This is a genomic window from Methylophilus sp. 3sh_L (assembly GCF_046766015.1).
In the GTDB taxonomy this organism is placed as follows: Bacteria; Pseudomonadota; Gammaproteobacteria; order Burkholderiales; family Methylophilaceae; genus Methylophilus.
Map to the genome: position 1 here is coordinate 58,663 of NZ_JBKOUF010000007.1, position 13,094 is coordinate 71,756.

General features: G+C 51.8%; 12 protein-coding genes. 3 read left to right on the plus strand and 9 right to left on the minus strand.

What is annotated here, in order from left to right; genetic code table 11:
• Positions 1–2: 2 nt before the first annotated feature.
• Positions 3–578, minus strand: coding sequence for an RNA polymerase sigma factor (locus ACIDF8_RS12510; RefSeq protein WP_412010948.1), 576 nt, complete (start codon positions 576–578; stop codon positions 3–5).
• A 333-nt stretch (positions 579–911) separates the two neighbouring features.
• Between ACIDF8_RS12510 and ACIDF8_RS12515 the strand changes: the two genes are divergently transcribed.
• Entirely contained in the window at positions 912–2,489 is a 1,578-nt protein-coding gene (locus ACIDF8_RS12515; RefSeq protein WP_412010949.1) for a two-component system sensor histidine kinase NtrB, read from the plus strand.
• A complete protein-coding gene (locus tag ACIDF8_RS12520; protein WP_412010950.1) occupies positions 2,490–3,974 on the plus strand; it encodes a sigma-54-dependent transcriptional regulator in 1,485 nt (494 codons plus the stop codon).
• Positions 3,975–4,018: 44 nt separating this feature from the next.
• Here ACIDF8_RS12520 and ACIDF8_RS12525 read toward each other — a convergent pair whose 3' ends face one another.
• Positions 4,019–5,029, minus strand: coding sequence for a sodium:calcium antiporter (locus ACIDF8_RS12525; RefSeq protein ID WP_412010951.1), 1,011 nt, complete (start codon positions 5,027–5,029; stop codon positions 4,019–4,021).
• 126 nt (positions 5,030–5,155) lie between these two features.
• On the opposite strand from ACIDF8_RS12525, the gene ampD reads away from it, so the two are divergent.
• Positions 5,156–5,713, plus strand: coding sequence for a 1,6-anhydro-N-acetylmuramyl-L-alanine amidase AmpD (gene ampD, locus ACIDF8_RS12530; protein ID WP_412010952.1), 558 nt, complete (start codon positions 5,156–5,158; stop codon positions 5,711–5,713).
• On the opposite strand, the gene ACIDF8_RS12535 is transcribed toward ampD, so the two are convergent.
• From ACIDF8_RS12535 to purM, 7 genes are all read right to left on the minus strand, one after another.
• A complete protein-coding gene (locus tag ACIDF8_RS12535; RefSeq protein ID WP_412010953.1) occupies positions 5,710–6,627 on the minus strand; it encodes a DMT family transporter in 918 nt (305 codons plus the stop codon). The genes ampD and ACIDF8_RS12535 overlap by 4 nt on opposite strands.
• Before the next feature lie 267 nt (positions 6,628–6,894).
• Positions 6,895–7,455 carry a GNAT family N-acetyltransferase gene (locus tag ACIDF8_RS12540; protein WP_412010954.1) on the minus strand — a complete coding sequence of 187 codons (561 nt, stop codon included), beginning with the start codon at positions 7,453–7,455 and terminating at the stop codon, positions 6,895–6,897.
• A gap of 10 nt (positions 7,456–7,465) precedes the next feature.
• Positions 7,466–8,689 carry a dicarboxylate/amino acid:cation symporter gene (locus ACIDF8_RS12545; protein WP_412010955.1) on the minus strand — a complete coding sequence of 408 codons (1,224 nt, stop codon included), beginning with the start codon at positions 8,687–8,689 and terminating at the stop codon, positions 7,466–7,468.
• A gap of 71 nt (positions 8,690–8,760) precedes the next feature.
• A complete protein-coding gene (locus ACIDF8_RS12550) occupies positions 8,761–10,038 on the minus strand; it encodes an RsmB/NOP family class I SAM-dependent RNA methyltransferase (RefSeq protein WP_412010956.1) in 1,278 nt (425 codons plus the stop codon).
• Positions 10,039–10,077: 39 nt separating this feature from the next.
• A complete protein-coding gene (locus ACIDF8_RS12555) occupies positions 10,078–11,181 on the minus strand; it encodes a DUF3108 domain-containing protein (protein ID WP_412010957.1) in 1,104 nt (367 codons plus the stop codon).
• A 25-nt stretch (positions 11,182–11,206) separates the two neighbouring features.
• A complete protein-coding gene (locus ACIDF8_RS12560; protein ID WP_412010958.1) occupies positions 11,207–11,923 on the minus strand; it encodes a DUF3108 domain-containing protein in 717 nt (238 codons plus the stop codon).
• Positions 11,923–12,969, minus strand: a complete 1,047-nt coding sequence (gene purM / locus ACIDF8_RS12565; protein ID WP_412010959.1) for a phosphoribosylformylglycinamidine cyclo-ligase — start codon at positions 12,967–12,969, stop codon at positions 11,923–11,925. Before purM ends, ACIDF8_RS12560 begins: the two co-directional genes overlap by 1 nt.
• Between the last annotated feature and the right edge of the window lie 125 nt (positions 12,970–13,094).

A 13,094-nucleotide genomic window follows, 5' to 3' on the forward strand; every position in this document is an offset into this window, starting at 1 on the left:
GCTTACTCCTTGTTTGGCAGTTTCCGTCGACCAATGCCGGCCTGCTCCATTAACATTGATAACGCACTGACTGCTCTAGAGCAGTGCGTTTTGACACTTCCTTCTGAACATCCCATCACCGACGCTGTTTCCGCAACGTCTAATTCTTCCCAATAACGCAGCACGAAGGCTTCCCGTTGACGTGCCGGTAACTTTGTCAGTGCTTTTTCAATCAGCCGCATGACTTGTGAGCGCTCCAGCTGTTCGGCCGGATCGCCCTCCTGGTTCTCAACTGCTATCGTTTCAAGTGGATCATAGTCTTCGTCTTCTTGTGAGCCGAGTGATGAAAACAAGCTGGTCCACAAATTACGTACTTTTTGCCGCCGCCAGTAATCGCGCATGGTATTTTGCAAAATACGCTGAAACAGCAAGGGATACTCTTCAATCGGCTTGCTGGCGTACTTCTCAGCCAGTTTCATCATGGCATCTTGCACAATATCCAATGCGGCATGGTCATCCCGGACGGCATACGCCGTTTGCCGGAAGGCCCGCTTTTCAACTTGGCGTAAAAAATCTGCTAATTCTTGTGCACTCGCCACTACAAATTCCCATTCCCGCAATCGTCAGCGTTTCACACTGACTAAGGTGCCATGTTTGCGACATTGTTGTGAGTGTTTTTCCGTCTTCAAACAAATGTGCACGGTTTTTATCTCCCCATTCGCAGTGAGTATATCAGTTTTGAATTTAATTACTGTTAGAATAAGCCTGCCTATTGCCCAGTAATCACGGCCGCAAGCCACCTTGCAAAAGCACACGATCCATACTCACAATTAAAAAATAATGTTTATGACTTGTCCAGTAAAGTGCCAGGGAGTACACGCTGCCCATCGGCAAGCAGCCGCTACACCTGCCCGCATATGATGATAAGCCCGATGGAAAGAACCCCTGACATCCAGCATTTGCGTTTGTATACCCTGTTCAGGCTGGGGGCATCCGGCATGCTGTTCGGCAGCCAATTGTGGCCATTCTTCCGCAATGCGCCGGCAGAACCTTCACTGACTTTCTGGGCGCTATTGCTGTTCTTTTTATATGCCATCGCCGTCAGCGTCAGTTTTGAATCGCTACAATGCAAACAAGGGCTGGCGGTTAAGATCCAGACCAGCCTGGATATCATCTTTATCGTACTCATGTTGCATTTTCTCCCTGGCAACCAGAGTGCGATTGGATTGTTGCTCATCATCAACATCATTTTTGCCGGATTGATCAGTGACGGGCGCTTTGCCCTGTTTTATGCCGCAATCGCAACCATAGGCATTTTGCTCGAAAACACCTTTCAGCTGTTAAACCGCAATGTGCCCATGAATGATTACAGCAATGCAGTGCTCTTATCGCTGAGCTGCTTTGCCACCGCCTGGCTTGCACAAACGCTGACTGCACGGATGCAAAGCAGTGAAAAACTGGCCAGCCAGCGTGGACGTGATATCGAACAGTTAGCCAAAACCAATGCCCTGATTACACAAGAAATGCCCAACGGCGTGTTGGTGATAGACCAACACCAGCAACTCAAGCACTACAACTTGCAAGCTTGCAAACTACTGGGATTGGAGGAGTCGCAAATGCTGGCAGCGCTCGAATTATCCACCCCGGTAGAACAACTGATTCCGGCGATCATGCAATTATTGCGCACCACCTCCTCGGCCAAGCTGGCCGCGCCAGATGCGACCAAACTCAGCATCAACAACCGCGATCTCGGCATCCGCTTTCATGCTATTTCAGAGAGTGCAGACAATGGCGTGGTGATCTTTATTGAAGACTGGTCTCAAATACAAACCCAGGCCCATCAGGTAAAACTGGCGGCGCTGGGGCGGCTAACGGCGAATATTGCGCACGAAATCCGCAATCCACTCAGTGCCATCAGCCATGCGACGCAATTGATGCAGGAGGACTCGCAACAGCCGGGGACGCAGCGCATGCTGCAAATTATTTCTGATAACGTGCAGCGGCTGGACCAGATCATCAAGGATGTACTGGAGTTAAACCGGCGGGACCGCACCAATCAGGAAAAATTAAATCTCAATCCCTTTGTGCTGGAGTTTTATCAGCAGTTTTGTGCGGTAGAAAAAATTGCGCTGGGCGATTTTACCCTGAGTCTGCCAGAGGCAGAGACCGGCATTATTTTTGATCGTCGGCACATCAACCAGATTTTATGGAATTTATGTAAAAATGGATGGCGGCACAGCCAGCAGCAGGCACAAAGCCTGCAACTGAAAGTGGTCAGCGATAAAAGCGGGCAGTTTATTCACCTGCTGGTGAAAGACGATGGCGAGGGTGTGGACCCAAAAATCCAACCGCACTTGTTTGAACCGTTTATGACCACAGAGAAAACCGGCACTGGCCTGGGATTATTTATCGCCCGTGAACTGGCGGAAGCCAATGGCGCAAAGTTAAGTTATACCACGGGTGCAGGTGGCACCCAATTTTCACTGACAGTTAAAAAGGCAATTGTTTAAATGGCAAACACTTATCGTTGTCTGGTAGTCGATGACGAAACCGATATTCGCGAACTGGTCGTCCTGACACTGGAGCGCATGGGCATACAAGCCGAGAGCGCCAGCACCGTCACGGATGCTAAACATATGCTGCAGTCTTTCAGTTATGACCTGTGCCTGACTGATATGCGCCTGCCGGACGGCTTGGGCCTGGAATTGGTACAGCATATCAATGCCCAATTCCCTGGGTTGCCGGTCGCCGTCATTACAGCTTATGGTAGCGCTGAAAATGCGGTCTCTGCCCTCAAAGCCGGGGCCTATGACTACATCACCAAACCGATCTCACTCAAACAGTTGCGGCCATTGGTCGAATCCGCCCTCAAGCTTTCCTCACAAAAAGAATCGCAAGGAGTCAACACCGTCGATTTAATTGGTGCGTCAGCGGCCATGAGCTATGTCAGGACCATGATTGCCAAGCTGGCACGTAGTCAGGCGCCAGTCTACATCAGTGGTGAATCAGGCAGTGGTAAAGAACTGGCCGCACGCTTGATTCACCAGAATAGCGCCCGCAAAGACCAGGCATTTGTGGCAGTCAACTGCGGCGCCATCCCCGAGAACCTGATGGAAAGTGAATTCTTTGGTTATAAAAAAGGCGCGTTTACCGGCGCTGTGCAGGATACGCAAGGCCTGTTTCAAGCGGCCAGTGGCGGCACCTTATTTCTGGATGAGGTAGCAGACCTGCCGCTGGCCATGCAGGTGAAACTGTTGCGCGCAATTCAGGAGAAAAAAGTCCGTGTGGTGGGCAGTACCATAGAAGAGGCCGTGGATGTGCGCATCATTTCTGCCACGCACAAAAACCTCAACGCCATGATGGAAAAAGGCGAGTTCCGGCAAGACTTGTATTACCGGCTTAATGTGATTCAGCTCAAGATGCCTGCCTTGCGTGAACGTCCGGAAGACATCCCCGAATTGACCGAACGGTTACTGGTTAAGCTGTGCCAGACCCAAGGCATAGATATCCCGGCAATTGCCGATGATGCCAAGGTGTTTATCCAGCAGCTGCCTTTTCATGGCAATGTCCGTGAATTGGAGAACATGCTGGAGCGTGCTTTGGCGCTCTGTGATGGCCAGACCATTACCGTAGAAGATTTATCACTGGATGACCTCCCTGCACAACTCAGCGACCGGCCTGTTATCCCCTGGAATGCCCCTGTCATTGAGCACCCGGCCGCACCGAGCACGAAACCCCTGGACGTAGTCACGCCGCCTGCCATCTCAGCAGCTAATACGACGATGTTGCCTATGGATGTGAGCCTGTCTGACTATCTCGAAGATATTGAAAAACGCACAATTTTGCAGGCGCTGGAAAAAACCAATAACAATAAAACCGCCGCAGCCAAGTTACTGGGTATCAGCTTCCGCACTTTGCGTTACCGCTTATCCAAGCTTGGGTTGTCTAAAGAGCAAGACGCGGATCTGGACGACGCAGACGGCGACGAAGAGTAAAACAAAAAGGCGACCGGGTGGTCGCCTTTTTCATCAAGCCAAGTTTAACTTAATACAATCGCCAGATAGGCCAGATAGAACAGGCCGTTGACAAGCAGGTGCCATACCAGCAAGCCACCCTTGGCAATGCGGTAACGCACCCAGATGGCCGCCAGCAAAGTGATGATGATGCCGAGCGCGACTTCTTGCCGTGGCGACCAGTCAGTCAGCATAATGCCAATGGCAGGTAACAACGTGCCTTGAAACACCATGGCGCCAGTAATATTGCCAAACGCCAGCGTGTCTTTGCCTTTGCGTATCCACAAAATACTGTTCACTTTTTCTGGCAGCTCGGTGGCAATTGGGATAATAAGCAATGACAGCAGCAAGGCTGAGACGCCCAAAATAGCAGCGGCAGTTTCCACTTCATTAATGAAGCCTTTGGCACCGACGATGAGCAATGCCAGGCCAAGGACCAATTGCAGCAAAATGGTCAGCATATTGGTTGGCAAGCCGACTCTGGACAGCATCATGACATCCTCGGCCTCGGTCGCATGCCCCTCCTCTACCAGGCCTTTAGACGCCTTGATGGTCATCAGCACATACACAAAATAGATCAGGATCATCAGGATACTGATCCCATAACGCACCATGGGGATAGTGTGTGGAATAAACATCGCTACCGTGGCAAAGATAAACGCCAGGATAAAGAAATTCAGATCACGGATCAGGCCGGTACGCTCGGGACGGATATGACCGTGTGCGCCGCGACGCTTTAATACTGAAAAAGCCATCAAGCTGATGGATAACGTCGCCAGCATCAAGGGCGCACCTAGAATGGCCCCGACCCCGATATCATTGCCAGCATGGCTGTCGCCAGTCGAAGATGTATAAGAAAAAATCGCCAGCAATGGCACCAGCGTCTCTGGCAAGGCGGTACCTACCGCCGCAAAAATAGAGCCGGTCACGCCTTCAGAAATGCCCAGGCGCTCACCCAAATGTTCCAGCGCATTGGTAAACACCTCTGCAGCTACCAAAATCAGCACCAGCATCAGCAATAATTGTAAAAAAACCATACCTGTCCCTGTCTGGCGGTCGTCAGTCTTGCATGCGCCCACCGCCAGGTCCGCATGTGCATGCCAAAGGAGTGCACGCGGGCGAAATCATAACGCAATTCGGCCAAATTCACCTACAATGTTCGCATGTCACGTCATTTGTCACCCATGATAGAAATTGATCATGCTGGCTTTGCCAGTCATGCCCGCATTATTACCTCCCCCAATCAGGACGACCGGCCTGAGCATGCAGTCATCGACATGATCGTGATCCACAATATCAGCCTGCCTCCCCAACAGTATGGCGGCGAAGGCATTACCCAATTATTCACTAACCGGCTCAATGCAGACGAACACCCTTACTATGCAGAAATTGCGCAGCTCAGAGTGTCTTCACATTTTTTGATCCGCCGTACCGGTGAGCTATTGCAGTATGTGAGTTGCGCGCAGCGGGCCTGGCATGCTGGCGTTTCACAATGGCAAGGCCGCGAACGATGCAACGACTTTTCAATCGGCATCGAACTCGAAGGCTGTGATATTGAGGCGTTTGAAGATGCGCAATATGTCACCTTGCAAGCCTTGGTCAAGGCGCTACAACACCGCTATCCCATCGAGCATATTGTTGGCCACGCGGATATCGCACCGGGGCGTAAAACCGACCCCGGCCCGTTTTTTGACTGGCAGCGCCTCTCTACGAATGCTTAAGCCTTCGTAGCCTTATCCAGGCTCACCGCCATCACTCCAGCCAGCACCAGCAGGGTGCCCAGCCCCTGTATCCAAGAAATATGCTCACCCAAAAACAGGTAAGCCAGCAAAATGGTAGAAACCGGACCTATCGCGCTAATCAGCGAGACTTTTCGGCTCCCTAGTTGCTGAATACCCAGATTCATCAACACCGAAGGCAGTACAGTCGCCACCAGCGCCATCAGCAAAGCCAACCCGTAAACGGCCTGCGGGAATGAGGCCACCTTTTCGTACGAACCATTGCAGGCAAAATGTGTAGCGCTAGCGAGCGCGGCCAGCCCCATGGTCAACGCAGTGAAGCGGCTGGCCCCCAGCTTGGGAATCAGCTGCCCGCTCACTAGCAAATAACCGGCATAGACAATCGCACTCAGTAATACCAGCCCGGCGCCATACAAGGTGTCTGCAGAATCGAGTCCCGCCAGCGCGACATCATGCCAGACCACCAGCACGACACCTGCATAGCTGGTCACCATGGCAAACCACTCACGCCGGGTAATCTGGTGTTTAAGAAAAATCGCACTCATCACAACGACCAAGGTTGGGTAGAGGAATAAAATGACTCGTTCCAGCCCGGCAGAGACATAACGCAAGCCTTCAAAATTAAGCCACATCGACCCATACCCACCAGCCATCGCTAACAGTGCCAGCTTCAACCAATCGTGGCGCACCATATGCACAGGCGTGCCTTGGCGCATGGCCCACCAGCCTAGTGCAGCGAAGAAAGGAATGGCAAACGCCATCCGCAAGGCGATCAAGGTCGCTGCATCAACATGATAGGCATAGGCCAGCTTGACCATAATCGCTTTTGACGAAAAGGCCACGGAGGATAACAGTACCAACATGGCACCGTAATAGGGGTGTGTCGCGTCTTTCATATGTGCCCTAAACAAAAGGGCTCGCCGGGAGGGAGGAACAACAGATCAACCGCGGAGAGCCCGCGGTTGCATGAGATTTACGACAAGCAGCAACCGCGGCACGATGTGGCGACCAGCCACAATGCCTTTCGGTGCATTGCCAACAAAATAGTTGAGAAGAATTGCTTGTTCATAGGGTTATGCAATTTACGTGGATAAGAAAGCTTGGTCAAGCATATTGTGCTCTATGGCCCGCACAGCTTGTACCTGGTGATTACCACATCAGACTCAATTCACGCCCAGCGGCTTTTGCAAGGTGAGCAATTGCATATTCTCAACCTTGGCCTGCCACATCGCTGGCTGATATGGAAACGGCCTCACTTCACCAGTGGGCTGATAGCCTAGCCGCTGATAGAACGCAATTAACTCCCGCCGCAAACTGACGACGGCCATCTGGCTAACACTGGCCTGCCAATGCGCAAGCGCCCATTGCTCAGCCGCCAGAATGATTTTTTTACCATATCCGCGGTTCTGCTGCGTTGGCTCAACTGCAATCATGCCCAAATGGACCGCTTGTTGCACGGATTGATGCACCGAGTGATGCGATCCATGCCGCTCTGCACAAAGCGTCACCATCAATTGCGAAGCGACCCAACCAGTCAGTATCTGGATATCATCCCGTGCGAGCAAAGCCATTACCTCTTCAGCAGTGGTACGCTTGCCATCGAGTAAATCCGCCTCAGTGGTCCATCCCGCCCGGCTGCTTTCGCCGCGATAAGCACGGTTGACCAGTGCCGCAATTGCAGCGGCTTCCTGCCCTTGCGCAGGTCTAATGATTAATTCAGTCATGCTATTGTTGTTACGCTATTTGTTCAATGCGGTGCTGCACCACCAAACTACCTATCATATCGCCTTCCACATTGACGGCCGTGCGTACGGTATCCAGCAACCGATCTATTGGCAACAAAATAGCGATCGCCTCAGCCGGTAATCCTACACTTTGCAACACCATCACCATGGTCACCATCCCAGCACTCGGAATGCCAGGCGCCCCCATGGCAGCGATCATGGTCGTCAGGCATACCACCAATTGTTGCCCCAGCGACAAATCAATGCCTGCCAGCTGCGCGACAAACAGCGCTGCAGCAGCTTCGTACAAAGCGGTGCCATCCATATTCATAGTCGCGCCGAGTGGCACGACAAAACCTGCGATTTCAGGCTTCACCTGCATATTTTGCGTGGTGCAACGCAAAGTCACCGGCATGGTGGCATTGCTGGAACTGGTCGCAAAAGCGGTTAATAATGCCTCCCTGGCTTGTCGCAAAAACCACAGCGGATGCTTACCCGTCCACAAAAAGAGCAGCAGTGGCAAAACAACCATGCCATGAAACACCGTCGTACCCGTGACCACCAGCATAAACTTGGTCAAAGAGGCAAACAGGCTTAAATCCTGCGTTGCGACCAGCTTGAATAAGAGGGCAGCAATCCCCCAAGGGGCCAGCCGCATGATCCAGCTGATCATTTGCATGCATACGCCCATCCCCTCTTCAAACAAGGCCAGCAATTGTGGATACCGCTCAGCGCCCATCACCAGCGCAATCCCCAAACACACAGCATAAGACACAATCGCCAGAATATTGCCCTCGGCGAGTGCCTTGAATGGATTCATAAAAACCCCATGCAAAAACTGTGTGAAGAACTCGAGAAGGCTCATCTGCCTGGATTCAAACTGCTGCATGGCATGGGAAAACATCTCGAGATGTAATCCTGCCCCCGGCTTAAATAGCTGGCTGGCAGTCAAGCCTATCGTTACCGCGATGACAGTCGTGGTCGCAAAAAACAGTAAGGTGGTTTTCCAAACCACCGTGACCTGACGATGCCGGCGTAAATTGGCGATGCCAGTCACGATGGCGCAGAATACCAGCGGAATCATTACCATTTTCAATAAATCGATAAATAACGTTCCTATCAGCCCGGCCGCATATAAGGCATGCTCAGGCGGACGCCCCTGCACAAGTAAACCAAAGGTCACGGCCATCAATACAGCCAGCAGAATTTGTCCGTTCAGTCCAAGCTTACTCATCAATTTACCTAAGGCTAATCATATGCGCCAAAACAAGAAAAAAGCAGCCGAAGCTGCCTGTCATGGCATGTTTAAGCAGTTTTTTCAAATACCGCCGCAAAGAAGCCATCCGTACCATGCAGATGCGGCAATAATTTCAGATAGTCACCTGTATCCATCGCAATATTTTGCTGAGCTAAAACTTCATTGGCAGGGATGAGTTTGAAGTCAGGGTGTGCAGCAAGAAAGGCTTCGGCGATGGCTTCATTCTCGTCACGGAGCAAACTACATGTGGCATACACTACGCGGCCACCCGCCTTGCAGAGCTTAGCGGCGCGGGCAAGGATATTGGTTTGCTTGACATTGAGCTCAGCCACATCTTCTTCAGCCTGACGCCATTTTAAATCCGGGTTACGGCGCAGGGTGCCGAGACCGCTACAAGGGGCGTCGACCAGCACTCGGTCAAACTTGCCGTTGAGGCGTTTGAGTTTGAGGTCATTTTCGTTGTTAATCAGTTGCGCTTGCAGATTGGATAAGCCGCTGCGTTTGAGGCGTTGACCCAGATTATTCAAGCGTTTTTCCGAAACATCAAAGGCATAGAGCCGGCCGGTATTTTTCATCAGTGCGCCCAGGGCCAGGGTTTTTCCGCCTGCACCGGCGCACAAGTCGGCCACCATCTGGCCGCGCTTGGGGGCAACCAGGTAGCTGAGCAACTGGCTGCCTTCATCTTGTACCTCAATTTTGCCTTCGGTAAACAGGATATGTTTGCCGATGTTTAACCGAGCGCCCATGCGGATACCGACGGGTGAGTACGGCGTTGGCGTGATCACATTATCTTTAACGGTGTTTTCAGCCAGCATGCGGGCCAGCACTTCTTCACGGCTAGCCTTAATGGTGTTGACGCGCAAATCCAGACTGGCTTGCTCAAACATGCTACGGCAGATAGTCATGGCCTCCGCCTCACCATATTGTTCTACCAGCTTGTGCCAGAACCAGTCTCGCACATCAGCCAGCACGGCCGGCGCAAAGCCTTCACTGTTTTTGGCTTTGATGGTGACAGCCCACTCTTTTTGCCGCTCGTCAAGCATCTCATCCAAGTCACGGATGCTTTTGCCTTCTACTTTAAGTAGCCAGGCAATAATCAGTTTGCGTGTATCTTCCTGCTCTTCTGGTTCGCTGACACTGACCTCACGCAAATAACGGTATCGGCGCAGGACGCCGTAGGCAGTTTCAGCTACCCAGGCGCGGTCTTTGGTGCCCAGCTCGCGGTGCTGACGGAAAAATTCGCCAAGTTTAGCATCAGCCGGACTTTCAAACTTCAGCAGGTCGTTTAACAGCATCGCCGTCTGGCGCATCAGAGATTGGTTCATCAGAGTCTTTCAATACTTACAACAGTTGCAATATTTGCATTATTCGGCGATCAACCGCGTGGCAACTTGCTCAATCACCATGCCGTTTTTCTCAAGTTTCTTGATTTTGACTGGTAGATAGCGATAGCCGCTAGCCAGCCATAATTCTACTTTTTCATCCGTATCCCCGCGGGTGTGTGCAATATGCAGGGTAGGGATAGATTGCTCGGCGATCTCCAGCGTTTCCTCACCTTCGAATACGTATTCGTACTCGCCCAGCCTGCGGCCATTGGTTAATGTCACCCGCATCTCTTGTAGCGGCGGCACAAACATAAATTGGTACATAAAGCTCAAAATATCCTGCGTATTGGCAGGCAACTCGCGCTTTTGCTCGCCTTTGCTGGTTTTGAGGATTAATTCGCCAATATCCCAGTTAAAAGTCGCCTCATAGGTCTTGCTTTCACGATTACCAAAGGCATACCGGTAATAATGCGGTTTAAGCCCGGCCAGCCCCACCTCGCCCCGGCTTTGCTGTTCAAGCGAAGGGTATAGCAACTTCAACAAGCCTTTACCCTCGACCAGCCAGCGCAAGGAATAACTGTCGGCGGTTTCGCGTAAATACTCAATACTGGCGCTACCAGCCGGGCGCCCTTCGCCATTCACATACACGGCATACTCAGTCACCACATGATGGTAAGGCGGGGCCGGCCGCTCATCCTCGGTGGCCTCAGGGTGGTCGTTGGCGTGCCATTCAGCGATTTGCTCTGCCAGGGCCTCGGCTTCTGGGACCGTCCCCACCTCCTGGCCGTACGGGCTGGCCTCCGCCGTGGATGCTTCACCAGAAGAATCAGGCATCGGGTTTTCAACAGCAACTGCTGACTCAGCACTCGTCTCCGGAGGCAATCGCGGAGAAACCCGCTTTTGCACAGCTGGTGCTGAACGCGGTGGTTGTGCATCCTTTTTTGACTGCATAGGCTGGTTCTTGGCAGGTAATACCAATCGCGCCTGCAATAGCTGTTGCTTTTCTGTGTCTGCAGGTAACCATTGACGCCAACCGACTTCACTCAATGCAAGCAAATGCAACAGCAGGGAAACACAAAAAGCAAAAAACAGCGGCCACGAAACATGCTGTTTTATTCTTTCTCGCAATCCTAAAGCTGGCATAGTTATGTTCCCAGCATTGGGGGTATCACTGGCCGGTGATGCTAGTGATCACTTGCTCCATCTGCTTACCATCATCCTGCACAACCAGTTTGACTGGCAGATAGCCTTTATCCTTGGCCAAATATAAGGTTTTTTCACCCTCGGCATCGGCCAGTTTGATCACGTTAAAGGTTCCTGCTTCGGTGACCAATGGCGTTTTTTCTTCCGTGACCACAAAGCGATGGGAAGACAGCTTTTTACCATTGGCCACATCCAGGCTGATTTGTTTACCCTTGGGCGCCTGCCACATCCAGCAATACATCACGCTCAGCAAATCCTGCACAGACTTGGCCTGCTCATTTTTTGGCAGAGGCACCGTTTCCTGCTCGTCCTTGATTTGCATGTTCAGGGCTTTTTTGGCCCAATCAAATTCACTGATCAAGGCTTTATTGGGGTGTTTGGATTGACGCGACTCAAAATGGGCAGGACGTAAATTATTTGAAATCACCTGGCCTTGGCTGGAGAGTGTGCGCTCACCCATCAGTTTATAAATGCCTTTACCTTCTGCCAGCGAGTGAATCTCATAACGCACCCCCGAAACAGAGAGCTGATCCTTGATGGTGCCAATACTCACGCCTTGCTGCAGCAGATCGTAAGTCACCGTCAGCTGCTTGGGGGCCGCCCACAATGACGGCGCCAGCAGTAAGCCTGCGAGTGCAACAATCACGGCCAGCTGCGGGAAAAAGCGATTCAATACTGGCATTACACCACCACGGTTGGGGCTTCGCCCGCTTGCTGCGCACGAATCTGGCCAATCCGGTAAACGGTTTCGCCTGCGGATGCCAGCACTGCTTGCGCTTGCTCAGCGTGCTCTGCAGCAACAATCACAGCCATACCAATGCCGCAGTTAAAGGTGCGGTACATTTCAAGCGGTTCGATATTGCCTTGCGCTTGCAACCACTGGAACAACGGCGGCAACGTCCAGCTGGATTTCTGCACTTCAGCGGTCAAGCCGGCCGGTAGAACGCGCGGAATATTTTCGGTGATGCCCCCGCCAGTAATATGGGCCATGCCTTTGACTGGCAAAGTTTCCAGCAACTTGAGAATAGACTTCACATACAATTTAGTCGGCGCCATCACCACGTCTTTGAACTTGCGGCCATGGAAATCAGACTCCATATCAATGCCTGATTTTTCAATCAGTTTGCGGATCAACGAGTAACCGTTTGAATGGGCACCGCTGGAAGCCAGTCCAAGCACGACATCGCCGGCTTGAATCGTAGAGCCATCGATAATATTGGCCTTGTCTACACAACCGACAGCAAACCCGGCCAGGTCATATTCACCTGCTGGATACATGCCAGGCATTTCAGCCGTTTCGCCACCCACCAGCGCGCAACCAGACTCTTCACAGCCTTGCGCAATGCCTTTGATCACCGCTGCCGCAGTCTCCACTTCCAGCTTGCCACAGGCAAAATAATCCAGGAAAAACAAAGGCTCGGCACCTTGCACCAGAATATCATTCACACTCATGGCCACCAGGTCTATGCCCACGGTGTCATGCTTGTTCAACTGAAACGCCAACTTGAGTTTGGTGCCCACCCCATCCGTGCCAGAAACCAGGACAGGTTCCTTGAATTTTTTAGGCATGGCAAACAATGAGCCAAAACCACCAATGCCCCCCATCACTTCCGGGCGCAACGTGCGCTTGGCAAAAGGCTTGATTTGCTCAACCAGGGCGTCCCCTGCCTCAATGTCTACGCCGGCATCACGGTAGGTAATAGAAGTTTTATCAGAAGAAGTCGTCAAGATACTCTCGTTTCTTTCAATGCAATTAATTGTGCGGCGCGCTGCAGCTTATGTGCAGATGTTTGCAACAAAGCGTGAGACGGCGTCGAAATTCAGTATAATTTTAAAATAATCATTATTTTAAC

What these genes read in the sequence shown, in the direction of transcription:
- ACIDF8_RS12550 (WP_412010956.1), bottom strand. Translation starts at nt 10,038, where the DNA reads ATGAACCAATCTCTGATGCGCCAGACGGCGATGCTGTTAAACGACCTG.
- ACIDF8_RS12555 (WP_412010957.1), bottom strand. Translation starts at nt 11,181, where the DNA reads ATGCCAGCTTTAGGATTGCGAGAAAGAATAAAACAGCATGTTTCGTGG.
- ACIDF8_RS12525 (WP_412010951.1), bottom strand. Translation starts at nt 5,029, where the DNA reads ATGGTTTTTTTACAATTATTGCTGATGCTGGTGCTGATTTTGGTAGCT.
- ACIDF8_RS12560 (WP_412010958.1), bottom strand. Translation starts at nt 11,923, where the DNA reads ATGCCAGTATTGAATCGCTTTTTCCCGCAGCTGGCCGTGATTGTTGCA.
- ampD (WP_412010952.1), top strand. Translation starts at nt 5,156, where the DNA reads ATGTCACGTCATTTGTCACCCATGATAGAAATTGATCATGCTGGCTTT.
- ACIDF8_RS12520 (WP_412010950.1), top strand. Translation starts at nt 2,490, where the DNA reads ATGGCAAACACTTATCGTTGTCTGGTAGTCGATGACGAAACCGATATT.
- ACIDF8_RS12515 (WP_412010949.1), top strand. Translation starts at nt 912, where the DNA reads ATGGAAAGAACCCCTGACATCCAGCATTTGCGTTTGTATACCCTGTTC.
- ACIDF8_RS12545 (WP_412010955.1), bottom strand. Translation starts at nt 8,689, where the DNA reads ATGAGTAAGCTTGGACTGAACGGACAAATTCTGCTGGCTGTATTGATG.
- ACIDF8_RS12535 (WP_412010953.1), bottom strand. Translation starts at nt 6,627, where the DNA reads ATGAAAGACGCGACACACCCCTATTACGGTGCCATGTTGGTACTGTTA.
- ACIDF8_RS12540 (WP_412010954.1), bottom strand. Translation starts at nt 7,455, where the DNA reads ATGACTGAATTAATCATTAGACCTGCGCAAGGGCAGGAAGCCGCTGCA.